Annotated in this window: 23 protein-coding genes; 10 read left to right on the top strand and 13 right to left on the bottom strand. The window is 71.8% G+C overall.

The window, feature by feature from the left end:
- Nucleotides 1-35: 35 nt before the first annotated feature.
- On the bottom strand, nucleotides 36-401 hold the full coding sequence (locus ACIPSA_RS44165; RefSeq protein ID WP_402646032.1) for a TlpA family protein disulfide reductase: 366 nt from the start codon (nucleotides 399-401) through the stop codon (nucleotides 36-38).
- A gap of 282 nt (nucleotides 402-683) precedes the next feature.
- Here ACIPSA_RS44165 and ACIPSA_RS44160 point away from each other — a divergent pair, with 282 nt between their 5' ends.
- Complete coding sequence (locus ACIPSA_RS44160) at nucleotides 684-1,412, top strand: lysophospholipid acyltransferase family protein (protein ID WP_402646029.1); 729 nt, start codon at nucleotides 684-686, stop codon at nucleotides 1,410-1,412.
- A gap of 238 nt (nucleotides 1,413-1,650) precedes the next feature.
- Here the strand turns inward: ACIPSA_RS44160 and ACIPSA_RS44155 are convergent, their stop codons facing one another.
- The 5 genes from ACIPSA_RS44155 to ACIPSA_RS44135 all read right to left on the bottom strand — a co-directional run bounded on the left by ACIPSA_RS44155 (nucleotide 1,651) and on the right by ACIPSA_RS44135 (nucleotide 6,302).
- Nucleotides 1,651-2,343 (bottom strand): B3/4 domain-containing protein, encoded by a 693-nt coding sequence (locus ACIPSA_RS44155; protein WP_402646026.1) that lies wholly within the window; start codon nucleotides 2,341-2,343, stop codon nucleotides 1,651-1,653.
- Between the two features lie 10 nt (nucleotides 2,344-2,353).
- A complete protein-coding gene (locus ACIPSA_RS44150) occupies nucleotides 2,354-2,947 on the bottom strand; it encodes a transglutaminase domain-containing protein (RefSeq protein ID WP_402646024.1) in 594 nt (197 codons plus the stop codon).
- Nucleotides 2,948-3,037: 90 nt separating this feature from the next.
- Entirely contained in the window at nucleotides 3,038-4,108 is a 1,071-nt protein-coding gene (locus ACIPSA_RS44145; protein ID WP_402646021.1) for a threonine aldolase family protein, read from the bottom strand.
- Nucleotides 4,105-4,866: an SDR family NAD(P)-dependent oxidoreductase gene (locus tag ACIPSA_RS44140; protein WP_402646192.1), complete on the bottom strand. Its 762-nt coding sequence runs from the start codon at nucleotides 4,864-4,866 to the stop codon at nucleotides 4,105-4,107. Before ACIPSA_RS44140 ends, ACIPSA_RS44145 begins: the two co-directional genes overlap by 4 nt.
- A 38-nt stretch (nucleotides 4,867-4,904) precedes the next feature.
- The gene (locus ACIPSA_RS44135) at nucleotides 4,905-6,302 is read right to left on the bottom strand and encodes a DUF6421 family protein (protein WP_402646018.1); all 1,398 of its coding nucleotides are present in this window, start codon (nucleotides 6,300-6,302) and stop codon (nucleotides 4,905-4,907) included.
- A 436-nt stretch (nucleotides 6,303-6,738) separates the two neighbouring features.
- On the opposite strand from ACIPSA_RS44135, the gene ACIPSA_RS44130 reads away from it, so the two are divergent.
- Complete coding sequence (locus tag ACIPSA_RS44130) at nucleotides 6,739-7,422, top strand: glycerophosphodiester phosphodiesterase (protein WP_402646016.1); 684 nt, start codon at nucleotides 6,739-6,741, stop codon at nucleotides 7,420-7,422.
- Between the two features lie 3 nt (nucleotides 7,423-7,425).
- Here ACIPSA_RS44130 and ACIPSA_RS44125 read toward each other — a convergent pair whose 3' ends face one another.
- Nucleotides 7,426-7,965, bottom strand: coding sequence for a GNAT family N-acetyltransferase (locus tag ACIPSA_RS44125; RefSeq protein WP_402646014.1), 540 nt, complete (start codon nucleotides 7,963-7,965; stop codon nucleotides 7,426-7,428).
- A 71-nt stretch (nucleotides 7,966-8,036) separates the two neighbouring features.
- Between ACIPSA_RS44125 and ACIPSA_RS44120 the strand changes: the two genes are divergently transcribed.
- Nucleotides 8,037-8,429 (top strand): VOC family protein, encoded by a 393-nt coding sequence (locus ACIPSA_RS44120; protein ID WP_402646011.1) that lies wholly within the window; start codon nucleotides 8,037-8,039, stop codon nucleotides 8,427-8,429.
- Here ACIPSA_RS44120 and ACIPSA_RS44115 read toward each other — a convergent pair.
- Nucleotides 8,426-9,373: an N-acetyltransferase gene (locus ACIPSA_RS44115; RefSeq protein ID WP_402646009.1), complete on the bottom strand. Its 948-nt coding sequence runs from the start codon at nucleotides 9,371-9,373 to the stop codon at nucleotides 8,426-8,428. The genes ACIPSA_RS44120 and ACIPSA_RS44115 overlap by 4 nt on opposite strands.
- Nucleotides 9,374-9,545: 172 nt before the next feature.
- Here ACIPSA_RS44115 and ACIPSA_RS44110 point away from each other — a divergent pair, with 172 nt between their 5' ends.
- The gene (locus ACIPSA_RS44110) at nucleotides 9,546-10,307 is read left to right on the top strand and encodes a VOC family protein (protein ID WP_402646006.1); all 762 of its coding nucleotides are present in this window, start codon (nucleotides 9,546-9,548) and stop codon (nucleotides 10,305-10,307) included.
- 3 nt (nucleotides 10,308-10,310) lie between these two features.
- On the opposite strand, the gene ACIPSA_RS44105 is transcribed toward ACIPSA_RS44110, so the two are convergent.
- The 3 genes from ACIPSA_RS44105 to ACIPSA_RS44095 form a co-directional block, all read right to left on the bottom strand.
- Entirely contained in the window at nucleotides 10,311-12,887 is a 2,577-nt protein-coding gene (locus tag ACIPSA_RS44105; RefSeq protein WP_402646004.1) for a cellulosome protein, read from the bottom strand.
- A gap of 113 nt (nucleotides 12,888-13,000) precedes the next feature.
- The gene (locus tag ACIPSA_RS44100) at nucleotides 13,001-13,549 is read right to left on the bottom strand and encodes a MarR family winged helix-turn-helix transcriptional regulator (protein WP_402646001.1); all 549 of its coding nucleotides are present in this window, start codon (nucleotides 13,547-13,549) and stop codon (nucleotides 13,001-13,003) included.
- On the bottom strand, nucleotides 13,546-15,234 hold the full coding sequence (locus ACIPSA_RS44095; RefSeq protein ID WP_402645999.1) for an FUSC family protein: 1,689 nt from the start codon (nucleotides 15,232-15,234) through the stop codon (nucleotides 13,546-13,548). Before ACIPSA_RS44095 ends, ACIPSA_RS44100 begins: the two co-directional genes overlap by 4 nt.
- Before the next feature lie 206 nt (nucleotides 15,235-15,440).
- Between ACIPSA_RS44095 and ACIPSA_RS44090 the strand changes: the two genes are divergently transcribed.
- The 5 genes from ACIPSA_RS44090 (at nucleotide 15,441) to ACIPSA_RS44070 (ending at nucleotide 20,274) form a co-directional block, all read left to right on the top strand.
- The gene (locus ACIPSA_RS44090) at nucleotides 15,441-15,992 is read left to right on the top strand and encodes a DUF5134 domain-containing protein (protein ID WP_402645996.1); all 552 of its coding nucleotides are present in this window, start codon (nucleotides 15,441-15,443) and stop codon (nucleotides 15,990-15,992) included.
- A gap of 108 nt (nucleotides 15,993-16,100) precedes the next feature.
- Nucleotides 16,101-17,036 carry a M56 family metallopeptidase gene (locus ACIPSA_RS44085; RefSeq protein ID WP_402645993.1) on the top strand — a complete coding sequence of 312 codons (936 nt, stop codon included), beginning with the start codon at nucleotides 16,101-16,103 and terminating at the stop codon, nucleotides 17,034-17,036.
- Between the two features lie 205 nt (nucleotides 17,037-17,241).
- Nucleotides 17,242-18,000, top strand: coding sequence for an HAD family hydrolase (locus ACIPSA_RS44080; RefSeq protein ID WP_402645991.1), 759 nt, complete (start codon nucleotides 17,242-17,244; stop codon nucleotides 17,998-18,000).
- 75 nt (nucleotides 18,001-18,075) lie between these two features.
- On the top strand, nucleotides 18,076-18,738 hold the full coding sequence (locus ACIPSA_RS44075) for a TetR/AcrR family transcriptional regulator (protein ID WP_402645988.1): 663 nt from the start codon (nucleotides 18,076-18,078) through the stop codon (nucleotides 18,736-18,738).
- 189 nt (nucleotides 18,739-18,927) lie between these two features.
- The gene (locus ACIPSA_RS44070) at nucleotides 18,928-20,274 is read left to right on the top strand and encodes an FAD-dependent oxidoreductase (RefSeq protein WP_402645985.1); all 1,347 of its coding nucleotides are present in this window, start codon (nucleotides 18,928-18,930) and stop codon (nucleotides 20,272-20,274) included.
- A gap of 80 nt (nucleotides 20,275-20,354) precedes the next feature.
- On the opposite strand, the gene ACIPSA_RS44065 is transcribed toward ACIPSA_RS44070, so the two are convergent.
- A complete protein-coding gene (locus tag ACIPSA_RS44065; protein WP_402646190.1) occupies nucleotides 20,355-21,656 on the bottom strand; it encodes an SGNH/GDSL hydrolase family protein in 1,302 nt (433 codons plus the stop codon).
- Between the two features lie 100 nt (nucleotides 21,657-21,756).
- Nucleotides 21,757-23,052 carry a PHB depolymerase family esterase gene (locus ACIPSA_RS44060; protein WP_402646188.1) on the bottom strand — a complete coding sequence of 432 codons (1,296 nt, stop codon included), beginning with the start codon at nucleotides 23,050-23,052 and terminating at the stop codon, nucleotides 21,757-21,759.
- A gap of 373 nt (nucleotides 23,053-23,425) precedes the next feature.
- Between ACIPSA_RS44060 and ACIPSA_RS44055 the strand changes: the two genes are divergently transcribed.
- The gene (locus ACIPSA_RS44055) at nucleotides 23,426-24,226 is read left to right on the top strand and encodes a pectate lyase (RefSeq protein WP_402645984.1); all 801 of its coding nucleotides are present in this window, start codon (nucleotides 23,426-23,428) and stop codon (nucleotides 24,224-24,226) included.
- Nucleotides 24,227-24,259: the final 33 nt, after the last annotated feature.

Genomic DNA, 24,259 nt, shown 5'->3' with positions numbered 1-24,259 from the left:
ATATGGGAGATGCCTCACCGCCTTTGACACAGCCGTCAAACCGCCTCTCCCAGCGCCGCGATCACATCGGCCTTGCGCGGCTGCCCGGCGGCGCGGCGCACCACTCGTCCGTCCCCGTCGAGGACCAGAACGGTGGGGGTCTTGAGGATCCCGAGTTCGCGCACGAGGTCCAGACGGGCCTCGGCGTCGATCTCCACATGGGTGACGCCGGGGACCATCGCGGCCACCTCGCCGAGGATGCGCCTGGTCGCCCGGCAGGGCGCGCAGAAGGCGCTGGAGAACTGCACGAGCGTGGCCCGCTCGCCGAGTTCGCCGCCCAACTCGGCCGCCCCGAGCCGCTTCCCGTCGTCGCGCCCGCGCACCGGCACTCTCCTGTTCCTCCGCTTGTGCAGCACCTGCACAAGCGTTCACGAGACCGCGGGGATTCCCGCCGCCGGAGAGATTCCCGGTGCGAGATGCGCCCTCTCGTCCGGCGGGTCACGGTACGCGCGGAGTAATGGTGATTCAAAAGACCGAGGTGGATCATAGGCCGACGTGACGAGGATCTCGCCGAACCGCGGCACCAGGACTGGCTCCCCGCCCGTTCTTCGGGCACGATCTGCGAGACGCCGTAAACCTACGGCTGCGTAACTTTCCCGCCGGGATCCCTTTTCCAGGCAGAGCAGAAAGGGTCCACCCCACCCATGGCAGAGCTGGTCTACCGTCCCGTCGTCGGTCTCGCCCTGACGATGTTCAAGGCCTGGGACCTCAAGATCGACTGCAAGGGCTCGGAGAACATCCCGCGCTCGGGTGGCGCGGTGCTGGTGAGCAATCACATCAGCTACCTGGACTTCATCTTCAACGGCCTGGCGGCGCTCCCGCAGAAGCGTCTGGTGCGCTTCATGGCGAAGGAGTCGGTCTTCCGCCACAAGATCTCCGGACCGCTGATGCGCGGGATGAAGCACATCCCGGTGGACCGCAACCAGGGCGAGGCGGCATACGCGCACGCGCTGGACTCCCTGAAGTCCGGTGAGGTCATCGGCGTCTTCCCGGAGGCCACGATCTCGCAGTCCTTCACCCTCAAGAGCTTCAAGTCGGGCGCCGCGCGCCTCGCGCAGGAGGCGGGCGTCCCGCTCGTCCCGATGGCGGTGTGGGGCACGCAGCGGCTGTGGACCAAGGGGCATCCGCGCAACTTCAAGCGCAGCCACACCCCGGTCACCATCCGCGTCGGCGAGGCGCTCGAAGCCTCCCGTGACCAGTACGCGGGCGCCATCACCCGGCGGCTGCGCGAGCGCGTCCAGGAGCTCCTGGACGCCGCCCAGCGCGCCTACCCCGCCCGCCCCAAGGGCGCGGACGACTCCTGGTGGCTGCCCGCCCACCTCGGCGGTACGGCCCCCACGCAGGAGGAGCTGAAGGCGGCCGAGGCGCGCTGACGCCCTCGGGCCCCGACGTCCCGGTCCGGCTGACAGGGTTCCCGATCGCGCCGGGAGCCGCGGGTCGCCGAGTGGCGGCTCGTGGCCCGGATGAACGAAGCGGCTCCGGCCCGGCGTTGCGCCCTCGACGACGGCGTGCGCCGCTCCCGAGGACGACCGCCCGCCGCGACGGCGAGGCCGCCGACTTCGCGCTCGCGCGCCCCGCGGCCTGTTCTGCGCGACCGCGACGGAGCACCGGTCAGGCGGCGGCGTGCACCGTGATCCGTGCGCCGGGGCTGAACTTCTCCAGCAGTTCGGCCAGTTCGGCGGCGGCCGTCCCGGCCTCGGCGGCCGGCATGGGCGGCAGGGTCTCCAGCAGGAAGATCCCGGAGGCCGTCCGCTCCGTGAGCCGGGTGCGCGGGCCCTGGCGCCAGTTCCAGCGGCGGCAGGTCACGCCGGCGTCGTCGCGCCACACCACCTCGCCCGCGTCGGGGTGCTCGACGACCTCCTCGCCGCCCGCGACGGTCACGAAGTCCTCGTCGCCCGAGGCGCGCACGAGGCGCATCCCGCCCTGGATGTGGTCGACGTCCTCGCCGCCGACCGGGACCAGATGGGCCACGCTGATCGCGTTGTAGAGGTCCACCAGCAGGTTGATGCGGGGCAGACCGGCGTCCGACAGCGCCCGCTTGGCCAGCGCCTCGGCCGAGTTGCGGGTGCGGGAGGGCTTGGAGCCGAACGCCGTGTAGACCTCGCGCCAGGCCGCCATGTGCGGGTCCTCGTGCACGGCGCGGCCGTCGAGGCGAGCGGTGAGACGGCGGGCCGCGTCGTCGAGGAGGGCGGAACTCGCCTCGGTACTGGGCCCGTTGACCAGGCCGTGCGCCTCGATCGCCACGTGGGTGAAGCCGGGCGCCAGGGCGCGCACCTCGTCGGACACGGTGAGCGTGAGAGTCATCTGCCTGGCCTCAGAGTGCGGTGGGAAGCGTCTTCCAGAGCTGCGGCCGGTCGGACGCCGCCTTCAGGGCACCGAGCACGACCGGATGAGGTTCAGCATACAGGACCGGATAGTCCACCTCATTGGACTCCGGATCCGGCACCCAGGCCAGCCGCTCGCCGTCGAGGGAGAACTGCGCGTCGACGCCCGGCTTGTTGCCGCGCGGATCCTGCCGGTGCCAGGCCCCGTTGAACCGGACGGCGACCAGTCCGTGCACGGCATGGCCGGTGCCGTCGTCGTGCGCGAGCCGCTGGTAGCAGAGCGCGGCGGGGATGTCCTCGGCGCGCAGCAACGCGGCCAGCGCGTGCGCCTTGGCGTAGCAGATGCCGGTGCCGAGCTCCAGGACGTCGGAGGCGCGCCAGGTCACGCGCGAGTCGCCGGAGTCCTGAGAGTGCGGGATGGCGTCACGTACGAACTCGAAAGCGGCTCGCGCATAGGCATACGAGTCCGGGACGCCCGCGGCCAGCCGGACAGCCGTCTCGCGGACCACCGGATGCTCATGGTCGATGATCTCGTCGGCGGCCAGATAAGCGGACAGGTCGGGGGTGTTCTGGATCAGCTCCATGCCCGCAGAGCATAGGAATGCGATCACCCGATAGTCAATGACTTTTCAGGCGACCGCATACCTATGCATAACCTCGTGTGGGATCGGTGGCTAGCGCGCCATCTCCTCCTTGACCGCCGCCACGAACGCGTCCACGTCCTCCTCGGTCGTGTCGTAGGAGCACATCCAGCGCACGACACCCGCGGCCTCGTCCCAGAAATAGAACCGGAACCGCTTCTGCAGCCGCTCGCTCACGTCGTGCGGGAGCCGGGCGAAGACGCCGTTGGCCTGCACCGGGTAGAGGATCTCCACCCCGTGCACCGCGCGCACACCCTCCGCGAGGCGCCGGGCCATCCCGTTGGAGTGGCGGGCGTTGCGCAGCCACAGGTCCTTGGCGAGCAGGGCCTCCAGCTGCACCGACACGAAGCGCATCTTGGAGGCGAGCTGCATGGACATCTTGCGCACGTGCTTCATCCGGCGGACGGCGTCCTGGTTGATGACCACGACCGCCTCGCCGAACACGGCACCGTTCTTCGTCCCGCCCAGGGACAGGATGTCGACGCCGACCGCGTTGGTGAACGTCCTCATGGGGACGTCCAGGGAGGCGGCCGCGTTGGCTATCCGGGAACCGTCCAGGTGCACCTTCATGCCGTGCGCGTGGGCGTGCTCGCAGATCGCGTGGATCTCGTCCGGCGTGTAGAGGGTGCCGAGCTCCGTGCTCTGGGTGATCGAGACGACCTGCGGCATCGCCCGGTGCTCGTCCTCCCAGCCGTACGCCTGCCGGTCGATCAGCTCGGGGGTGAGCTTGCCGTCGGGCGTGGGCACGGTGAGCAGCTTGAGGCCGCCCATGCGCTCGGGGGCGCCGCCCTCGTCGACGTTGATGTGTGCGCTCTCGGCGCAGATCACCGCACCCCAGCGGTCGGTGACCGCCTGGAGCGCGACGACGTTGGCGCCGGTGCCGTTGAAGACCGGGAAGGCCTCCGCCGTGGAACCGAAATGACTGCGGATGATCCGCTGGAGGTTCTCCGTGTAGTCGTCCTCGCCGTAGGCGACCTGGTGGCCGCCGTTGGCCAGCGCCAGGGCGGCGAGCACCTCGGGGTGCGCCCCGGCGTAGTTGTCACTGGCGAAACCGCGGACCTCCGGGTCGTGGTGGCGACGCGCGTCGGTCTTGGGAGGGTTCACGGCTTCTCGGTCAGCCACAGACGGTTTCCGTTCACTTCGGCGGCGGACTTCTCCCAGACTCCGGTGATGGCCTCGGCCAGGTCCTTGACGTCCGTGAAGCCCGCGAACTTCGCGTTGGGGCGCTCGGCGCGCATCGCGTCGTGCACCAACGCCTTCACCACAAGGATCGCAGCCGCGGACGTGGGACCCTCGGCGCCCTCGGAGAGCCCCGCCTTGCGGAAGTAGTCGGCCATGGCCAGCGTCCACGCCTCGGCGGCGGCCTTGGCGGCGGAGTACGCGGCGTTGCCCGCGGTCGGCCTGCTCGCGCCGGCCGCGCTGATCAGGACGTACCGGCCGCGGTCGCTGCGCTGGAGCGCCTCGTGGAAGGCGAGGGAGGTGTGCTGCACGGTCTTGACGAGCAGCAGCTCCAGGAAGTCCCAGTCGTCGAGGCTGGTCTTGGTGAAGGTCTCGCTGCCGCGCCAGCCGCCGACGAGGTGGACGAGGCCGTCGACACGGCCGAAGTCCTTCTCGATGTGGGCGGCCCAGTCGCGGGTGGACTCCAGGTCGAGCAGGTCCACCGTGTCCCCGGTGACGGTGGCGCCACCCGACGCGTAGCGGGCCGCGTCCACGGCCTCGGAGAGCCGCTCGGGGTCGTTGTCCGCCCCGACGACGGTGGCGCCCGCCTCGGCCAGCCGGAGCAGCGCCGCCCGGCCGGCGGGTCCACCCGCGCCGGCCACCGCGATCACCAGTCCGCTCAGTGCCCCGTTCCCGTTCCCCATCTTGGCCTCCTGCTGAGCGACGTTCTCGGTGCGGTCGCTCACGCGGCGACCTGCTCGGCGCTGTCCGCCGTGATGCCCTTCGTGGAGGCGATCACGTTCTTCAGCTTCTTCGACAATGCCTCAAAGAACATGCTCAGCGGAAACTCGTCCGGAAGCACGTCATCCACGAGCTTGCGCGGCGGCAGGGTCAGGTCCAGGGCGTCCGGGCCCTTGGCCCACTTCGAGCCCGGGTGCGGGGCGAGGTAGGCCGAGACCAGCTCGTACCCGGCGAACCAGTGCACCAGCTTCGGGCGGTCGATGCCGTCCCGGTAGAGCTTCTCGATCTCGGCGCAGAGCTGGTTGGTGACCTGCGGGGCGCGCTCCCAGTCGACGGTGAGCTTGTTGTCGGTCCAGCGGATGACGTCGTGCTTGTGCAGGTAGGCGAAGAGGAGCTGGCCGCCGACGCCGTCGTAGTTGCGCACGCGGTCGCCGGTGAGCGGGAAGCGGAACATGCGGTCGAAGAGCACCGCGTACTGCACGTCACGGGCCTGCGGGACGCCGTCGGCCTCCAGCTTCACGGCCTCCTTGAAGGCGGTGAGGTCGCAGCGCAGCTCCTCCAGGCCGTACATCCAGAACGGCTGGCGCTGCTTGATCATGAACGGGTCGAACGGCAGGTCGCCGCGGCTGTGCGTCCGGTCGTGGACCATGTCCCAGAGCACGAATGCCTCTTCGCAGCGCTTCTGGTCGTGGACCATCGCGGCGATGTCCTCGGGCAGCTCCAGGCCCAGGATGTCGACGGCGGCGTCGGTCACACGGCGGAAGCGGGCGGCCTCGCGGTCGCAGAAGATGCCGCCCCAGGTGAAACGTTCCGGCGCCTCGCGCACGGCGATGGTCTCGGGGAAGAGGACGGCGGAGTTGGTGTCGTAGCCCGCCGTGAAGTCCTCGAACTTGATGCCGCAGAACAGCGGGTTGTCGTACCGGGTGCGCTCCAGCTCGGCCAGCCACTGAGGCCAGACCATGCGCAGCACGACCGCCTCCAGGTTGCGGTCCGGGTTGCCGTTCTGCGTGTACATCGGGAAGACCACCAGGTGCTGGAGGCCGTCCGCGCGGTCCGCGGCGGGCTGGAAGGCCAGCAGCGAGTCCAGGAAGTCGGGCACCTGGAAGCCGCCGTCGGCCCAGCGGCGGAGGTCCTTCATCAGGGCCTCGTGGTAGTCGGCGTCGTGCGGGAGCAGCGGGGACAGCTCCTCGACGGCGGATATCGCACGGCGCACCGCCACCTCGACGTCGGCCTGCTCCGGGGCGCCCTCGGCGTCGAAGTCGATCGATCCGTCCTTGGACTGCCATGGCCGGATCTGTTCCACGACATCCTTGAGCACGGGCCACGCCGGGTGCTCAACGACCCTGGTCGCGGGAGGAACCTGCCCCTCCGAACCCACCTGCACAAGAATTTCCGTCATGACCCATCCTCCACGCGTGAACCTAGCGACAGCACACCGTATGCGTACGTGGTTTCTCTCAGCAAGAGGAGCCTCGGGAAAATATTCTGTTGACTCGCATGGTCACCGCTCTTTTTCCTGCCTGACACCGTGACGGCGCTCACTTCGACTCCGCCGCGACCGACGGTCGAGTCTCGGCGGACACCTGCGGTCACCGCTCGGATCCAGCCAGTCAATGCCCGGGAGACTCGCCCACGCGAGGGTGAGCGCCGGCGCGGGCACGGGCCAGGCGCGAGGCCGGTGCCCCCACCCGTCACCCCAATCCCCGCGTGTACGCGCGGGTTCATCGGCGGACCAGGCCATTAGGCTGCGACTCTGCCGCGTGGACAGCGACGTCCGCGAAGTCCGCCCCGTCCGCGCGCGAGCCGAGCCGCCGTCGACGGAAGCGAGTTGAACCTTGAACTTCCTTACCATCGGTCACCGCGGTGTCATGGGCATCGAGCCCGAGAACACCCTTCGTTCCTTCGTCGCCGCCCAGCAGGCCGGCCTCGACGTCATCGAACTCGATCTGCACCTGAGCAAGGACGGCGCCCTGGTCGTCATGCACGACGCGGAGGTGGACCGCACGACCGACGGGACCGGCCCGATCTCCGAGAAGACCCTTGCCGAGCTGCGCGCCCTGGACGCGGGCCGCGGTGAGCGCGTCCCCGTCTTCGAGGAGGTCCTGGACGCCGTGAAGGCGCCGCTGCAGGCCGAGATCAAGGACGTGGCGGCGGCCCGGGCGCTGGCCGAGGTGATGCACAGGCGGGACCTGGTCTCCCGGGTGGAGGTGTCCTCGTTCCACGACGAGGCGATCGCCGAGATCGCCCGCCTGGTGCCGGGCGTGCGCACCGCGCTCATCGCCAGCCGCTACGGCACCGACGTCGTGGAGCGCGCCACGGAGGCCGGCGCCGCGAGCGTGTGCCTGAACATCCGGCGGCTCACCCTGGAGGTCGTGGAGCACGCCCGCAAGGCGGACCTCGGAATCATCGGCTGGGTGGTGAACACGCAGGACCACCTGCGGCTCGTACGGGCCCTCCAGCTGGACGGCGCGACCACCGACTACCCGGAGATCAAGCGCACCGGCCGTTTCACGGCGTAACGGTCACGCGAGCTCCTTGAGCAGCAGCTCGAACTGCAGGTCGTCGCGCTGCGGAATGCCGCAGCGCTCGTCGCCGTACGGGAACGGCGTCATCCGTCCCGTACGGCGGTAGCCGCGGCGCTCGTACCAGGCGATGAGGTCGTTCCGCACGGAGATCACCGTCATGTGCATCTCGGTGACTCCCCAGGCCTCGCGGGCCAGGCGCTCCGCCTCCGCGATGACCACCTTGCCGAGGCCCCCGCCCTGGAGTGCGGGGCTGACCGCGAACATGCCGAAGTAGGCGTGGTGGCCGCGGTGCTGGAGCTGGCAGCAGGCGACGATCCGGCCGTCCCGCTCGACCGTCAGCAGCCTGCTGTCGGTCGACTTGATGACCTGGAGCACGGCCTCGGGGTCGGTCCGCTGCCCTTCGAGGATGTCCGCCTCGGTGGTCCACCCGACCCGGCTGGCGTCGCCCCGGTACGCCGACTCGATCAGCGCGACCAGCGCATCCACGTCTGCGTCGGTGGCGTCACGGAAGGTCGGGGCGGTGGCGGCGGTGTCCATGGGGCGGGTCTCCGAATCTGTGGCGCGGCACGGCAGTGACGAGGGTAGCGCTGCCACTAGGATCCGGGTGCATGGTGCACGTACTCAGCAGTCGTACCCTCCTGTGCCCGACCGACCCCGAGCGCTCCCGGGCCTTCTACGGCGGGCAGTTGGGCCTCGCCGTGTACCGCGAGTTCGGCATCGGCCCGGAGCGCGGCACCGTCTACTTCCTCGGCGGCGGCTTCCTGGAGGTCTCCGGACGGTCGGACACCCCGCCGTCCCCGGCCGTGCGGCTGTGGCTACAGGTCCCGGACGTGACCGCGGCGCACGAGGAACTGCTGGCCAAGGGGGTCGGGATCGTCCGCCCGCCGGTGAAGGAGCCCTGGGGTCTGGTCGAGATGTGGATCGCGGATCCGGACGGCACACCGATCGTGCTGGTGGAGGTTCCGACGGATCATCCGCTGCGGTACCGGCCGGGGATCTAGCCGGCCGGGCCCGGCCGGTCCGGCGCTGAGGTCCGTCGGTGCGGGGCGTGTTCCCAGCCCCGGTCCGTTCGGGTCAGCTCGTGGAATCCCGCCGTGAGCAGGTGGTCGGTCCCGGCCTGGTCGTCGGCACCTCCGTACGCGAGGAGGCGGTCCACGCCGCACAGCCTGAGCCAGTCGGCGGCGTGGGCCAGGAGGCGGTGCGGCCAGTCCTCCCCGTGGCGGCCGGGGGCGATGTGGAGGTTGCCGATGTCGGCCAGGCCGGCCGCGCGGACGTGGCGTTCGGGGCGGGCCAGGGTGGTGTCCACCTCGATGTAGCCGACGGGGGTACCCGCCTCGTGCGCGGTGAAACGGGTGCCGCACGCCCCCGGTGTGCGCTCGACCGTGACGCCGGGGCGCGGTTGCGGACGGGGCAGATCGGACACCCACGCGATCAGGATCACCTCCGTCGTCCCGGTGTGCCGGAATCCGCCGCGCTCGTAGACGGTCCGGACGTGCGGCCAGTTCCGGGGCAGGCCGTAGACGGCGGGGGCGGGCAGATCGCCGGATGCGTGGCGGACGCGGACGTTCCAGCGGGCGAGCCGGGCCAGGCAGGCGCTCATGAGCAGGCCGGCGGCCTCCTCGGTGTCCGGGCGGAAGGAGGCCGGCGGGTGCCACAGGAACCAGCCGATCTCGCCCGCGTCCCGGTAGTGCGGGCCGACCTCGGCGTCGGGGCGGTAGCGCAGCAGGTGTGCGGCGGCGACGACGTGGCGGCGCTGCTCGGCGACCAGGGTGATCCGCTCGCTCACCCACGGGTCGGTGACGAACTCGTCCGGCTGCCGCTCCAGGCTGCTGAGCACCGTGTTCACGGAGACGGAGACACCAGGGACGACGGCGGCCACATGGGCGTTCACCAGGTCCGTGAGCTGGTCGCGGTCGTCACGGCGGAAGGGGCGTACCTCGGTCATGCGTGACCTCCGGTCGGGAACCGTCGGGGGAGGCCGCCATGCGATGCGGTACGGGGCCAGCGTACGACCGCCGCTGCGCCGTCGGCGAGAGGGTTTCCCGATGGCCGCCGTCCGTGGGCGGGGCTAGCGTGCTGAGAGGGACCGATTCCCGCGCCAGGCCGGGAGGAGCGCCATGAAGTTCGAGAAGCCGGTGACCGGCGGACCCTGCTGGACGGAGCTGGGGACGACTGACCTGGAGGGCGCCAAGCGGTTCTACACGGAGCTGTTCGGCTGGCGTCCGGAGACGGATCCGCGCGAGGAGGCCGGGAATTACACGGTCGCGCACCTGGGGGACGCGGCGGTCGCCGCGCTCACCCCGCTGTACCAGTTTCAACCGGTCGCGTGGAACGTGTCGTTCGCGGTGGCGGACGCGGACGCGACGGCCCGGACGGTCGAGGAGGCGGGTGGAACCGTGATCCTCGGTCCGCTGGACGTGTTCGACGTCGGCCGCTTCGCCGTGGCCCTCGACCCGACGGGCGCGGCCTTCCATCTGTGGCAGGCGCGGACGTTCCCCGGTGCCGGACTGTTCAACGCCCCCGGCTCGCTGGGCTGGGTGGAGCTGGCGACCCGTGAGACCGACCGGGCACGGGACTTCTACACCACGGTCTTCGGATGGACCGTCAACGCCTCGCAGTGGTACACGCAGTGGGGCATCGGCGGCGAGGACTTCGGCGGGATGGCGGACATGGGCGACCGCTTCCCGCCCGAGGTGCCCCCGCACTGGATGCCGTACTTCGCGGTGGCGGACGTGGACGCCACGGCACAGGTGGCGGTCGCGGCCGGCGGTTCGGTCCTGATGGAACCGATGTCGATGGGAGACGTCCGGCGCATCGCGGTGCTGCGGGATCCGCAAGGAGCTGCCTTCGGGGTGTACATGGAGGGCGGGGAGGGCTGACCGTCAGGCCAGCGGTGTCACCGTCACCCGGTCGATGACCGGGGCGTACGCCGAGCGCCGGGCACCGGGGTTGCGGCCCGTGCCGTCGAAGTCGGGCAGCTCGTCGGCGGTGAAGGTGAGGGTGTTGGCGCCCTGCCGCAGGGTGACGGGGACGGCGAGCGTGCGGAAGTCGTTGAAGTGGAAGGTGGTGGGGAACAGGACGCGGTGCGGGGCGGCACCGTTCACGCAGAGGTCCGCGTGGCGGCAGACCGGGTCGGGGTTGTAGTGGGTGGCGGGTGCCTGTTCGCCGTTGGAGTAGCGGATGGTCAGCGCGTGCCGTCCGGCGTGCTCGGCGGTGACGGTCAGGGTGAGCGCGTTCGCCGGTCCGCCGCCGATGCCGTCCACGGCCTTGCCGCCGGTGGCGAAGGTGTGGGCGCCGGTTACCTTGGCCCTGCCGGTCAGGACGCCCTCCTCGGCCGCGTACTCCGTGGCGCGCAGCAGCCCGCGTGACGGCCCGACGAGCAGCCGGTCCACGACGAGGCGCTCCGCCGCCCCGGTGATCGTGACCTTGTTGACGCCACCGGCCAGGAAGAGCGGCACGGCGCCGCGCCGCACGCGTCCGGTCTCCTCGCCGTTGACCGTCAGCCGCCCCTCGCCCGGGCCGAGGAGGCCGACGGTGACGGTCGCCTCGCCGTCGTCGGGGGCGTACACCCAGAAGGTGGCGGTGCCGCCGCGCGGCAGTACGGCGGCGCCGGGGCCCGACTCCCCGCGATGGTCGTGGCTCACCCGCGCCCCGCCGCCGAGGTGCGCGTACTCGGCGTCGTACAGGCCGGGCGCGGTCACGAGCTCGTCGCGCAGGGCGAGGTCGAGCCGGTCGACGACCGCGTCGCCCTTGGTGGCGCCGAGTTCGGGGTCGCGGGCGGACAGGGTGAGGGTGTGCCGGCCCGCGGTCAGCTCGACGCGGGTCTCGGCACGGCCCCACACGGCCCACTTGTAGCCGAGGGGGAGCCGCAGTTCGCGCGGCTGCTCACCGTCGGCGCGCAGGAAGACGTTGGTGGGGCCCTGCTCGCCCACCCCCTCGGCCAGGTTGTGGGAGTTGGCGTAGACGGCGACGTCGTACGTCCCGTCGGCGGGGACCTCCACGTCGAAGGCGAGGGCGAGGTCGGAGCCGGTGCGCAGGCCGCCCACGTGGTAGCCGCCGGAGGTGGCGAACTTCCCGACGTCGTCCGGGGATCCCTCGGGACCGTTCCTGCGGTGCCCGCTGCCCGTGTGCGCCGCGTCCTCGGCCTCGTACGTCCGCCGCCAGCCGGCCGAGGGCTGGGCCGGGACGGCTCCCTTGCCACCGGGCGAAAGGATCACCTGGTACGCGGACATCTCCGCCAGGTCCGTCAGACGCAGTGTCACTTTCCCGTCCACGACGGGGAGTTCGCGGTCGAGGAGGCGCAGCGGCTGGGCCGAGGCGCCGACCTGTCCCGTCCAGGGGATCTCCTGGAGCCGTATGTGGGCGGTCGCGCCGAAGAGGCCGGGGTCGACGCCCTCGAAGACGAGGCCGGCGGCTCCGCTCCCGCCGCCGAACAGCACCCGCGCCTGCCGCTTGTCCCGGTCCAGGGCGGCGACGCCCTGGAGGGTGTACCGCATGCCGGGCCGCGGCGCGGTGACCCGGACGGTGTCGCCGGTCAGCTGTCCGTAGGCGTTGAACAGCCACCACTGCCCGTTGCCCTTGTTGGCCTCGACCGCCGAGTCGTTGAGGTTTCCGTCGATGTTCCAGTACGCCATGTCGGCGTCGACCTTGGACTCCTCGATGGCGGCGATCCACTGGACCATCCGGCCCGGGACGGAGAGGTGGTAGTTGTGCGCGTACTCGTTGATGTTGACGGGCAGCGGGCCGATCCCCAGTTCCTTCTCCATGCGGCGGTACTTGGCGACGTCGGTACGGATCTCGTCCGGCGAGGACAGCTCATGCCAGGTGATCACGTCCGGCAGCACACCGTTGTCCCGGGCGAACTCCAGGAATCCCCGCACCTCCTCGTACAGGATGCTGGTGTTGGGGCCCGCGATGCGGGCGTCCGGGTCGAGCTCCCTGATGAGTCCGTGGACGCCCTTCCAGGCGGCGAAGAAGCGCGCCGGGTCGTCGCGCCAGGAGACGGTGTCGTAGCTCCACTCCCCCGTGCCGAACATGTTGCCCTCGGGCTCGTTGAACGGCACGTACACCACGTGGGACCTGAGGGCGCCCAGCGACAGCACCTGTTCGACCTGCCGGCGGACCCTGGCCCGGAAGTCGGCGAGCCGTTCCTCGCCGGTGGCACCGGGCCACTCGTAGGGGAAGCCGCGGTAGGTGTCGGTCATGTAGACGTAGACGTCCCGGCCGCCCGCCGCCACGAAGGACGGCAGGATCTCCAGGGCGTCGGCCCCGGGGTGCTGGATGCCGTCCTGGGCCTTGGTGGAGACCGTGCGGACGTACATGCCCTCGACGACGTTCCGGCTCGGCACACCGGCGCCGTACAGCCCGTACAGTGTGCCGCTCGCGCCGCCGTGGAAGGCGCCCGTCGGGGTGGCCAGGTCGACGGTGAGCGTCTGGACGGAGGAAGCTGCGTCGGTCACGACATCGATCCCCTGTTCGTGATTTCGTACACCAGGCGGTGAATCGAACCGACCGTAGGGATCACCTCGCGTCCGCGTCAACGGTCCCGCACCCGGGGCGGTCTCCGCGCGTCTCAGGCGCGCAGCGCGCCGATGCGTCCCTCCAGGCGGCTCAGCAACTCGGCCAGCAGGCCCGCCAGTTCGCCCTGGCCCTCGGGGGCGAGGACCGACAGTACGGCGGTCTCGTAGCCGAGTTGCTCGGGGAGGATGCCGTCGACGAGGTCACGGCCGGCGTCGGTGAGCCGGACGTGGGCGACCCGGCGGTCGCGGGCGTCGCCGCGGCGCTCGACGAGGCCGCGCTCGGTCAGGTGCTTGAGGCGCTTGGTGACGGCGGCACCCGAGGAGAAGGTCTCCCGGGCCAGCTCACTGGGGGTCAGTTCATGGCCGGTGCGGCGCAGCGCGCCGAGCAGGTCGAACTCGGGGCGGCTGAGGCCTGCGCGGCGCAGCGGGGCGTCCTCGGCCTGCTGCAGGAGGGCGGCGCAGCGGTTGATGCGGCCGATGACCTCCATGGGCCCGGTGTCCAGCTCGGGGTGGACGGTCTGCCACTGCCGGACGACCGCGGCGACGGTGTCGCCCCTGCCCTCGCCGTTGTCGGCCGCCGGTCGTCCGTTCGTCGCCGTCATGGCCGTACGTCCTCCGTTGTCGTCGTCTTCGCGGTCCGCGTGCCGGGCCGGGAGTGCAGCCCCTGGCGTCGTACCGTCGCGGCGAGCGTACGGTGTCCGGACCACTCGGCGAGCACGACCCGCTCCTCGGGCAGGGCGCGTTGCCGCCACTCGCCGGACACGGTGTCGGCCGTGGCGCGCAGGTCCGCCAGCGCGGCGGCGAGTCCGCGGCGGGCCGCCTCCAGGTCCCGGGGCGCCGGATGCGGCTCCGCGAGGAGGCGCGCGGTGCGCTCCCGGGCCCGCTCGACGGCGGTCAGCGCGTGCTCGACGCGGCCGCCGGCCCGACGGTCGGTGACGGCTACGGCCGCGACGAACCCGACCAGCGCACCGACGAGGGTGTCGGCGACGCGCTCGGTGATCAGCTCGCCGGAGTCCTGCGTCCGGGCGAACTCGGTGACGAGCAGGGCCATCGGGGTGACGAAGACGCTGCCGAGCCAGTAGTTGCGGCCCATCAGCGCCTCGGCGCCGAAGTTGAGGGCGAGGCAGCACAGCACGAGGGCGGCCGGATGGAGGTGGGCGAGCGGGACCGTCACGGCGAAGACGAGGACGCCGACGAGGTTGCCGACGACGCGCTGGACGCCCCGGCTCCAGGTGAGGGTGACGTTGGCCTGGTAGAGGGAGGCCGCGGTGACCAGGGCCCAGTAGGGGCGGCCGACGCCGAGGGCGAGGGAGGCGTATCCGGCGAGGGCGCAGCCGAGGGCCGTACGGGCGGCGATCGGGGTGAGCGGTTCCAGCCTGTGCCACAACGGGAGGTGCCCAGTGGCGAGTTCGGTGTCGACGCCGGGGAGTTCGCCGGCGGTGTCCGCCGGGTGGTCCGCCCGCGGGACACGTCCGGCGCCGCGCAGGTCGCGCGCCCAGGAGCGCAGCCGCTCGGGGTCCGTGTCCGCGGGTGCGGCGAGGGCGGCCTCGGCGCGGACGACGAGCCGTTCGAGGGCGCGCCGGGTCCGGTCCGCGCGAGCGTCGTCGGCAGGCAGCGACCGCCAGGCCGCCTGTACGGCCGCGGCTGTCGCGGCACGGGCCCGGTCGTGGCCGTCGGCGGTGCCGTCCGTGGCGGCGTACGCGGCGGCGTACGCGGCGGCGGCGTCCAGGGCGTGGGCGGTGGCGCGGCGCTCGGGTCCGTGCGGGCGGACCAGTCCCGGCGCCATGCCCACCAGCCAGGCCCAGCCGCCCGCGGCCAGCGCCAGCCCCACGTGGCCGGGTACCTGGCCGAGGGTCTGCGGGGCGAACAGCGAGGCGGAGCTGATGAAGGTCAGGACCACGTTCCCGGGCGGGCCGACGCGGGTGGCGTCGCACAGCGCCTTCTGGACGGCGGCCATGAGCGCGCCGACGGTGACCAGCGCGACGGCGTCGACGGTGAGCGACGCGGCGATCAGGGCAGCGGCGAGGCCGCCGGCCATGCCGAGCACCACCCAGGCCAGAGCGCGGGCCCGGGCCGCATACGGGCGGTTGTGACCGTAGAGCGCGCAGAGGGATCCGGCCATCGTGTACATGGCGAGATCGAGTCTGCCGAGCGCCAGCAGAGTCAGGTTGGGCGGGGCGACCGCGGCGACCACGCTGAGCGCCGGTTTGAACCAGATGTCGGAGGGCCGGCCGAGGCGCAGTACCCCGGCGAGGGGGAGGCGAAGAGGGGGCGTCGCACTGCTCATATCATCAATTTAGCATGTGTTTTATCTGTAAAATATTTGGAGCTTGCCGCGCCGCCCCCCTCGTCACCTGCTGTGCTCCGCCGGATGCTCCCCGTTTACATCCTTGCGCTCGCGTGCGCGCCGCATGTCCCGGGCATCGCATCCATCGACGGATCGTTTGCTGAGTGCTGCGTGCTGTGTGCCGAGCACGGAGCGGGGAGGTGCGCGTGCACGGACCGGCTTCGCTCGGCTGGCTGCTGGTCGCGTTGTGTGCGGCGACCGGCGCCTACTGCCTGCTGCGGATGCGCAGCAGTGTCGAGGAGCAACGGCGCGCCGCGGGCGGCGAGGCGCTGATGGGCTTCGGAATGGCCGCCATGGCCGTGCCGGCGGCGGTGTTCACCCCACCGTCGTGGACGTGGCCGCTCTACGCGACGTTGTTCGGCGCGGCAACGCTGCGCGCCCTGTGGGCCGCGCGCAGCGCCCCGCACCATCTGCACCACCTGGTGGGCACGGCGGCGATGGTCTACATGGCGCTCGCGATGACCGCCTCCCCCGGACACCGTCACCACGTGCACGGCGTCCCCGGAGTCCCCCTGGTGACAGGCCTGTTGCTCATCTACTTCACCGGCTACGTCCTGCTCTCCGGCATCCGCCTGGTCCCCGACGCCGGGGCGGCGAGCACCGGGACCGTCGTCGGCTGGGGGGATCGGCTGGAGCTGGCGCGGGCGTGCCGGCTGTCGATGGGGATCGGCATGGTGGCGATGCTGCTGACGCTCTGACCCACATCACCACGCCCGCGTGCACGCGTTGTACGAAAGCGTTGCCTGCGTCACTTCGGCGCGGCGGACCGTACCCGCGGGCGGCCCCCCGCTCATAGGGTGCTGCCCATGATGGTCCCCGCGGCACTGCTGCTGCTCGGCGCCCTGACCGCCGTCGCCGCTCCCCGGCTGCTCGCCCGGGCCGACTGGCCGGACCGTGAACCGGTGGTGGCGCTGTGGGTGTGGCAGTGCGTGGTGGCGGCCGTATTGCTGTGCTGCGCACTGTCGATGACGCTCAGCGCGGCGGCGGCCTGGCAGGCGGTGCGCGGGCATGTGTTCGGCCCCGCGCCGCGCTCGGTCGTGGACGCGTACGCACTCGGCGGGACCGGCCCCTGGGCGGCGGCGACCGCGGTGGCGCTCGCGTGCGGCGGGCTGTGGAGCGGGGCGATGCTGGTCCGTGAGGTCGTACGGGCCGGCGCGCGGCGACGCCGTCAGCGGGCCGAACTTCTCGTGCGCGCACCGCTGTTGCCTGGCGAGGAGCCCGTCAGCGGGCGGCTCGTCCTGCTGGAGGGGGAGCGCCCGGATGCCTGGTGGCTGCCCGGTGCGGCACCGCAACTCGTCGTCACCACGGCCGCGTTGCGCCGTCTGAAGGGGCGGCAGCTGGACGCCGTGCTGGCCCACGAGCAGGGCCACGCGCAGGCCCGGCACGACTGGCTGCTGCACTGCTCGGCCGCGCTGGCGGGCGGATTCCCGCAGGTGCCGGTGTTCGCCGCGTTCCGCGACGAGATGCACCGCCTGGTCGAACTGGCCGCCGACGACATGGCCTCCCGCCGCTTCGGCCGGCTGACGACCGCGCTGGCGCTGGTGGAACTCAACGAGGACCGGGGTGTGTTCGGCCCCTCCCCCACGCCGCAGGCCCATGTCCCGCAGCGTGTGCACCGGCTGCTGACTCCCCCGGACAGGCTCTCCGCGATGCGCCGTCTGCGGCTGACGGCGGCTGCGGCTCTGGTGCCGGTGATCCCGGTGCTGGTGGCGCTCGTACCGGGACTGCGCGCGCTCGGCTGAGGCTGCGGCGGGCTCTGCGGAGTCGGCCTCCCGCCCCAGGCGTCGGCGAAGACCGCGGCCTGCCCCGCCAGAGCCGGGCACGCCCTGTGGCGCACGGCAAGGCACCCTCACCAACGGACGATCCCGTTCAGCCCCACAGCCCGATCGAACTGACGCACACTGGACGGCGGTCATGCGCCGGGCGGGCCCCGGTAGGGTCCGGCGCATGGCTGCCGTCCTCTTCGATTTCTCCGGAACCCTCTTCCGCATCGAGTCCACCGAGTCCTGGCTGCGTGCCGTACTGGCCGGGAAGCCCCTCACCCTGACCGAGCCCGAACTCGCCGAAACCGCACGGGCACTGGAACTCGCCGGTGCGCTGCCGGGCGGGGCGGTCCCGGCCGATCCGCCCGAGGACCTCGCCGACGTGTGGGCGGTCCGCGACGAGAGCGCCGAACTGCACCGGGCCGCGTACACCGGCCTGTCCCGTCGGGTCACGCTCCCCGACCCGGCGCTGCACGACGCCCTGTACGAGCGGCACAAGTCCCCCGCCGCATGGTCCCCGTACCCCGACGCCGCCGAGGTGCTGCGGACGCTGCGCGAGCGCGGGATCGGGGTCGGCGTCGTCAGCAACATCGGCTGGGACCTGCGCCCGGTCTTCCGCGAGCACGGGCTCGACGCGCACGTGGACGCGTACGTGCTGTCGTACGAACACGGCATCCAGAAGCCGGACCCACGGCTGTTCGCGGCCGCCTGCGAGGCGCTCGGTGCCGATCCGCGGGACGTACTGATGGTCGGTGACAGCCGCGCCGCGGACGGCGGCGCGACGGCCCTGGGCTGCCGGGTGCACTTCGTGGACCATCTGCCGGTGACCGAACGGCCGGACGGGCTGCTTCCGGTGCTGGACCTGGTGGGCCGGCCCGAGGCCGGTACGCGCCGTCCGCCTGAGACGATCCCCCGCGTCGCCCCAGACGGACGGCAGCCCTGAACAGGCCCGCGCCGAAGCCGGGCCTGATGCGTTGAGTATAGTTGGCTGGCAGCCAGTCAACGCAGGAGTTACAGCATGTCCCCGCGCAGCGCCTCGGTCAATGAAGAGTTGCGCCGACGTTCCCGGGAGCGGCTCCTGCAGGCCGCGGTCGAACTGGTCGACGAGCACGGATTCGAGGCCACGACCCTGGGCGACATCGCGGACCGGGCGGGTTCGGCGCGCGGGCTGGTCTCTTACTACTTCCCCGGCAAACGCCAGCTGGTGCAGTCCGCGGTGCACCGGCTGATGCACCGCACGCTGGAGGAGGCCCTGGAGCGCGAGCCGCGCACCGAGGACGGCCGGGAGCGGCTGGCCCGGGCCATCGACGCGATCCTGGGGCTGGCGCGCGACCGGCCTGTCCTGATGCGACAGCACATGGCGGGGCTCCTGCAGTCCCAGGGGTTCGTGCAGTGCCCCGAGCAGCGCCGTCTGGCGGAGCTGCTGAGCGACACCGTCACCCGGTACGGCTCCGAGGACGCCGCGGCCGACTACCCGATGCTGCGCGCGCTGCTCATGGGGGCGGTGTACTCGGCGCTGGTCCCCGGGGTGCCGATGCCGATCCCGGTCCTGCGGGCCGAGTTGTTCAAGCGGTACCGGCTCGACCGGGAACTGGGCGTTCCGCCCGGGACCGAGCCGTCCGGCGGGACGGGCGAGAAGGATCTGTCGCGGTTCTTCGCGACGGACGACCGGCCGGAGTAGCCCCCACACCCTCGACGGCGACGCGTCCCCCGCACTTCGAGGAAACACGCCACGTAGCCCCGTGATAGCACTCCGTACGAGCGGACACGCGCCCACATCACCCGGCCGCACCCTGTCAGTGCGGGCTCCGCAGTGCAATGCTGGACACACCAGCGATCTCCTCCGGTCTCCCGGGGAAGGAGTTCCGCCGTGCTGCGTGTCGCCGTCGTCGGCTCAGGGCCGAGCGGGTGCTACACCGCCCAGACCCTGGTCCAGCAGGACCCGGACGTGCTCGTGGACGTCCTGGACAGGCTGCCGTGCCCGTTCGGTCTGGTGCGCTACGGCGTGGCACCGGACCACGAGAAGATCAAGTCGCTGCAGGGGAACCTGCGGACGGTCCTGGAGCACGACCGGGTCCGGTTCCTCGGCGGCGTGCGGGTCGGCGGCCCCGGTGGGCTGCCCGTGGAGCGGCTGCGGGAGCTCTACCACGCGGTGGTGTACTGCGTGGGCGCCTCGACCGACCGGCACCTCGGCATTCCCGGTGAGAACCTGCCGGGCAGCTGGTCGGCCACCGAGTTCGTGTCCTGGTACAGCGCGCATCCGGACTCCGTGGCGGAGGCCTTCGTACGCGAGGTCCGGTCGGCCGTGGTCATCGGCGTGGGGAACGTCGCGGTGGACGTCACGCGGATGCTGGCCCGCGGCGCGGCGGAGCTGAGCCCCACCGACATGCCGCAGGACGCGCTGAGCACGCTCGCGGCGAGCCGGGTGACCGAGGTCAGCATGGTGGGCCGGCGCGGCCCCTCGCAGGCCCGCTTCACCACCAAGGAGCTGCGCGAGCTGGGCGGCCTGCCGGACACCGAAGTCGCCGTGGATCCGGCCGAGTTGGCGCTGGATCCGGCCTACGCCGACCCCTCCGGGCTGCCCGCCCCGCAGCGCCGGAACGTGGAGGCGTTGCGCGGCTGGGCGGACGGGCCGCCCGGGGCCGCGGCGCGCCGCATCCGGCTGCGTTTCTTCCTGCGCCCCGTCGAGCTGCTGGCCGACGGCGGCCGGGTGGGCGCGGTGCGGTTCGAGCGGACGGTGCCGGACGGGCACGGCGGCGTGACCGGGACCGGCCGGTTCGAGGACGTGGAGGCGCAGTTGGTGCTGCGCTCGGTGGGCTATCGCGGAGTGCCACTGGAGGGGCTGCCGTTCGACGCCGAGAGCGGCACGGTGCCGAACGCGTACGGCCGTGTCGCGCGGGGCTGCTTCGTGCCCCCGGGCGAGTACGTGGCCGGGTGGATCAAGCGCGGCCCGACGGGTGTCATCGGCACCAACCGCCCGTGCGCCAAGGAGACGGTGACGCACCTGCTGGAGGACGCCCCGACGCTCGTGCGGAAGGACGTGCCGCCGGATCCCGTCGCGGCGCTCCGGGCAGAGGGGATCGTGCCGGTCGAGTGGAGGGGGTGGCAGGCCATCGAGCGGGCCGAGGCGGAGCTCGGGGCCCGGCTCGGGCGGAGCGTGGTCAAGCTGGCCGACTGGGACTCGCTGCTGACGGCGGCGCGGACGGCGGTCTCATAGCTCGCGGTCTCATAGCTCGCGGTCTCATAGCTCGCGATCCCGTGGGGCATGCGGTCTCGGTCTGTCCGGATGTCGCCCCCTCACCGCCGGAACAACCCCACCGGAACCGCCCCGGCCAGCACTCCGTAACCCTCCGGATTGAGATGCAGCCAGTCCCCGACCTGCAATCCTGGCAGCAGCCGCCCCGGATTCTCCGGATCGCGTACCGCCCGGTCGAAGTCGATCACCGCGTCGAAGTGGCCGCGCGCGCGGATCCAGGCGTTCACGCGCTGCCTGGACCGCTCCCGCTCGCCCGCCGGGTCGTCGTAGAGGGTGTTGCCGCCGAAGGGGAGCAGGGTCGCTCCGTAGACGCGGATGCCCTGGGCGTGGGCACGGACGACGATCTGCTGGTAGGCGGCGACGAGGTCGCCGGTGACACGGCGCTGGGCGTCGGGGGTGGCGTCGGCGGTGCCGACGTCGTTGACGCCCTCGAAGACGATCAGCCGGCAGACGCCACTGCGGGAGAGGACGTCCCGGTCGAGGCGGGCGAGGACGTTGGGGCCAAGGCCGTCGTCGAGGACGCGGTTGCCGCCTGCGGCCTGGTTGAGGACCGCGATGTCCGAGGTCGCGGGGCGTGACCGGAGGCGGTCGAAGAACTGGTCGGGCCAGCGGTCGTTGCCGTTGGTCGTCGAGCCGCGGCCGTCGGTCAGGGAGTCGCCCAGCACCGCGACCGCGTCGGTGGAGCCGGGCGCGAGGACCTCGACGTCGCTCAGCAGGTACCAGTGATTGACGGGGGTGGCGCCCGGCAGGTCCTCGTCCTTCGTGTGGTCGCCGTTCAGGAGGTACGAGGTGGTGCGCGAGCCCGGGTGCGAGGTGAGCGCGAGCGAGGGCTGGCCCTGCGCGGTGTACGCCGTGACCGTCAGGTCGGATCCGGCGCCCAGGTCGAAGTCGAGAGGGTCGGAGACGACTTGGGCCCCGACCGGGACGGTCGCGGAGACTCGACCGGAGAAGGTGACCCGCCGCGTGCTGCCCGGCTCGATCGCGCTCACGCCCGCCTCTCCGTCCCGAGGGGGCGCCACCGTCACCGCGGTGAGCGGCAGCGGGGTGTCGCCGTAGGCGTTGGAGAACCGGAGCCGCAGGCGGTGACCGCCCACGGAGATGCGCACGGTCTGCCGCACGGTGGTGTCGGCCAGGACGGACCTGTCCCCGGTGAAGGGCGCGGGCGGCAGGTTGGCGGGCTCGGTGAGCTGGGGCATCCCGGTCCAGGTGTTCACCCAGTGCCGTCCGGCCCGGGAGGTGCCCGAAGTCGCCCGGGGGACGGCGGAGTCGCGGTCCGCGACCAGGGCCGTGAGCGCCGACGACGTCACGACGAGGGCGAGCGCAAGGACGCAGGTGCTGATCAGGGTGGCGAGTGGCACGCTTCTGAGCGGCTTCACGGGGACCTCTCCGGTGGGGGCGGCGGTCGGTCGGGGGCGCGCGGCCGTCCCGCGCGCCCCCGGCCCGTCAGCTGACCGTGCAGGTGGTGCCGTTGAGCGTGTAGGCGGTGGGGGCCGCACTGTTGCCGGTGTGGGTGGCCTGGTAGCCGATGCCGACGCTCCCGTTCGGCGCGATCGCCGCGTTGTACGAGACGTTGGTGGCCGTCACCGCCCCGGACGCCGGGCTGTACGTGGCGTTCCAGCCGTTGGTGATGGTCTGGCCGGAAGGCAGGGTGAAGCCCAGTCTCCAGCCGTCGACCGCCGTCGTTCCCGTGTTGGTGACGGTCACGGAGGCGGTCAGGCCGGTGTTCCAGGCGTTGGTGGTGACCGTCACCTTGCAGCCGCCCGCGGGGGGCTGGGGCGCGGGTCCGCCGCTGTCCAGGCCGAAGAAGGTGAGCGCGCGGGACGCCATGCCGTAGGAGTACAGGTTGTGGCCGACACCCTGGAGGCTGACGGCCTCCACGGGGGCCTGGTCACCGGTGCCGCCGTAGCGGGTGCGGGTCCAGCCGGAGGCGGGCGTGTCGGTGGCGGCCGGGGTCTGGCCGACGCCGAGCACGTTCGTCCACTGCTTGATCTCCTCCCCGAAGTTCGGGTAGCGCAGCACGTCGTCCTCGGTGCCGTGCCAGACCTGCATCCGTGGCCGGGGGCCGGTGTAGCCGGGGTAGGCGGCACGGACCAGGTCGCCCCACTCCTGCGGGGTGTGGCCGACGGTGCCGCCGGAGCAGGCGCTGTTCCACTCGGAGCCGTCGGTGGTGGCGAAGCAGCCGAAGGGCACGCCGGAGAACGCGGCGCCCGCGGCGAACACGTCGGGGTAGTCGCCCAGCAGGACGTTCGTCATCATCGCGCCGGAGGAGATGCCGGTGACGAACACCTTGCCCGTGTCGGCCGAGTAGGCGCGGGTCACCCAGTCGACCATCGACCTGATGCCGACCGGGTCGCTGCCGCCGCCGCGGCGCAGCGCCTGCGGCGAGGAGACGTCGAAGCACTTGCTGGCGCGGGTCACCGAGGGGTACACGACGACGAATCCGTACTGGTCGGCCAGCGAGGCCCACTCGGTGCCGGAGTACATCGCGGGCCCTGAGCCGGTGCAGTAGTGCACGGCCACCACGACGGCGGGGTGCGCGGTGACGCTGTTCGGCACGTACACGTACATCTGCAGATTGCTGGGGTTGTCGCCGAAGCCGGTGACCTCGGTGAGCGTGGCCGTGGGGACCGCCTCCGTGCGGGCCGAGGCCGGCGCCGCGACGAGTACCGTCGCGGCGAGCAGCGGCAGCAGCAGCGCGCCCAGGAAGGCGAGCAATGACGAGCGCAGCGGTTTTCTCACGTGGTTGACGGTGGCGCCGACTGTGGGGGGCACGTCCTTCGTCCCTTTCTGATCGCGGCTCGTGCGGCGTCGTGCGGGAACAGGTCGTACAGCTCGTACGGTCGTACAGGTCGTACAGGTCGTACGCGGAACATCGGCATCGTGGCATGGACGCGGCCATCATGGAAGCGCTCCCACACCACTTCGCGACCGGCCCGAACGCGTTCCGCGCGAGACGTTGACTAGAAAGCGCTTGCATCCTACGGTCCGTTCAACAGTGTGACCACGGGGCCCGATATCAGGCCCATAAAGGCCCCGACTTCCTCAATCAGCGTTCCGCATGGCGTACGACATTCACGTACATGCCCCAACCCCCACGGAGGGACGCACCCGCATGCGCACTCACAAACCACCTTCGGACACCGGACGCGCGGTTCTCGGCGGCCTCGCCGCCCTCGGGCTCTCGGTTGGCATGATCATGACGGACGGTTCTCCGGCGAGCGCCGCCACCTGGCCGACCGCCAACGGCAGTCAGGCCGTCACGGCCACCATCCCGGTCTCGGGCACCAAGGACTACGGGATGAAGCGCCTGTACGGCAGCGGCGACCTGGGCACCGCCGGCCAGAGCGAGGACCAGGACCCCATCCTCGAACTGGCCCCCGGCGCCGTCCTGAAGAACGTCATCATCGGCTCGCCCGCCGCGGACGGCATCCACTGCCTGGGCAGCTGCACGCTGCAGAACGTCTGGTGGGAGGACGTCGGCGAGGACGCGGCGACGTTCCTCGGCTCCTCGTCGTCCAACGTGTACACCGTCTCCGGCGGCGGCGCGAAGGAAGCGAGCGACAAGGTGTTCCAGTTCAACGGCGCCGGAACGCTGAACGTCTCGAACTTCGCGGTGCAGAACTTCGGCACCTTCGTCCGCTCGTGCGGCAACTGCAAGACGCAGTACAAGCGGACCATCAACCTCAACACCATCGAGGCGACCTACAAGGGCGGCCGGATCGTCGGCATCAACACCAACTACGGCGACAGCGCGACCCTGAAGGCCGTCACGATGGTCGGGGACACCAGCAAGAAGATCGTTCCCTGCCAGAAGTACATCGGCAACAACACGGGCGCGGAGCCGAGCAAGAACGGGACGGGCGCCGACGGGACGTACTGCAGGTACGCCTCCTCCGACATCGTCTACCGCTGACCCGCACACACACGGCCGTCATCCGGAATCCGG

Origin of the sequence: Streptomyces sp. NPDC086549 (assembly GCF_044746205.1) — a bacterium.
Classification (GTDB): Bacteria; Actinomycetota; Actinomycetes; order Streptomycetales; family Streptomycetaceae; genus Streptomyces.
This window is presented reverse-complemented; position numbering and strand designations above follow the sequence as displayed.

Bases quoted from the DNA above. Each gene is read 5' to 3' on its own strand.
- ACIPSA_RS44160 (WP_402646029.1), top strand. From the start codon at position 684: ATGGCAGAGCTGGTCTACCGTCCCGTCGTCGGTCTCGCCCTGACGATG.
- ACIPSA_RS44155 (WP_402646026.1), bottom strand. From the start codon at position 2,343: ATGACTCTCACGCTCACCGTGTCCGACGAGGTGCGCGCCCTGGCGCCC.
- ACIPSA_RS44150 (WP_402646024.1), bottom strand. From the start codon at position 2,947: ATGGAGCTGATCCAGAACACCCCCGACCTGTCCGCTTATCTGGCCGCC.
- ACIPSA_RS44140 (WP_402646192.1), bottom strand. From the start codon at position 4,866: ATGGGGAACGGGAACGGGGCACTGAGCGGACTGGTGATCGCGGTGGCC.
- ACIPSA_RS44135 (WP_402646018.1), bottom strand. From the start codon at position 6,302: ATGACGGAAATTCTTGTGCAGGTGGGTTCGGAGGGGCAGGTTCCTCCC.
- ACIPSA_RS44125 (WP_402646014.1), bottom strand. From the start codon at position 7,965: ATGGACACCGCCGCCACCGCCCCGACCTTCCGTGACGCCACCGACGCA.
- ACIPSA_RS44120 (WP_402646011.1), top strand. From the start codon at position 8,037: ATGGTGCACGTACTCAGCAGTCGTACCCTCCTGTGCCCGACCGACCCC.
- ACIPSA_RS44115 (WP_402646009.1), bottom strand. From the start codon at position 9,373: ATGACCGAGGTACGCCCCTTCCGCCGTGACGACCGCGACCAGCTCACG.
- ACIPSA_RS44110 (WP_402646006.1), top strand. From the start codon at position 9,546: ATGAAGTTCGAGAAGCCGGTGACCGGCGGACCCTGCTGGACGGAGCTG.
- ACIPSA_RS44100 (WP_402646001.1), bottom strand. From the start codon at position 13,549: ATGACGGCGACGAACGGACGACCGGCGGCCGACAACGGCGAGGGCAGG.
- ACIPSA_RS44095 (WP_402645999.1), bottom strand. From the start codon at position 15,234: ATGAGCAGTGCGACGCCCCCTCTTCGCCTCCCCCTCGCCGGGGTACTG.
- ACIPSA_RS44085 (WP_402645993.1), top strand. From the start codon at position 16,101: ATGATGGTCCCCGCGGCACTGCTGCTGCTCGGCGCCCTGACCGCCGTC.
- ACIPSA_RS44080 (WP_402645991.1), top strand. From the start codon at position 17,242: ATGGCTGCCGTCCTCTTCGATTTCTCCGGAACCCTCTTCCGCATCGAG.
- ACIPSA_RS44075 (WP_402645988.1), top strand. From the start codon at position 18,076: ATGTCCCCGCGCAGCGCCTCGGTCAATGAAGAGTTGCGCCGACGTTCC.
- ACIPSA_RS44055 (WP_402645984.1), top strand. From the start codon at position 23,426: ATGCGCACTCACAAACCACCTTCGGACACCGGACGCGCGGTTCTCGGC.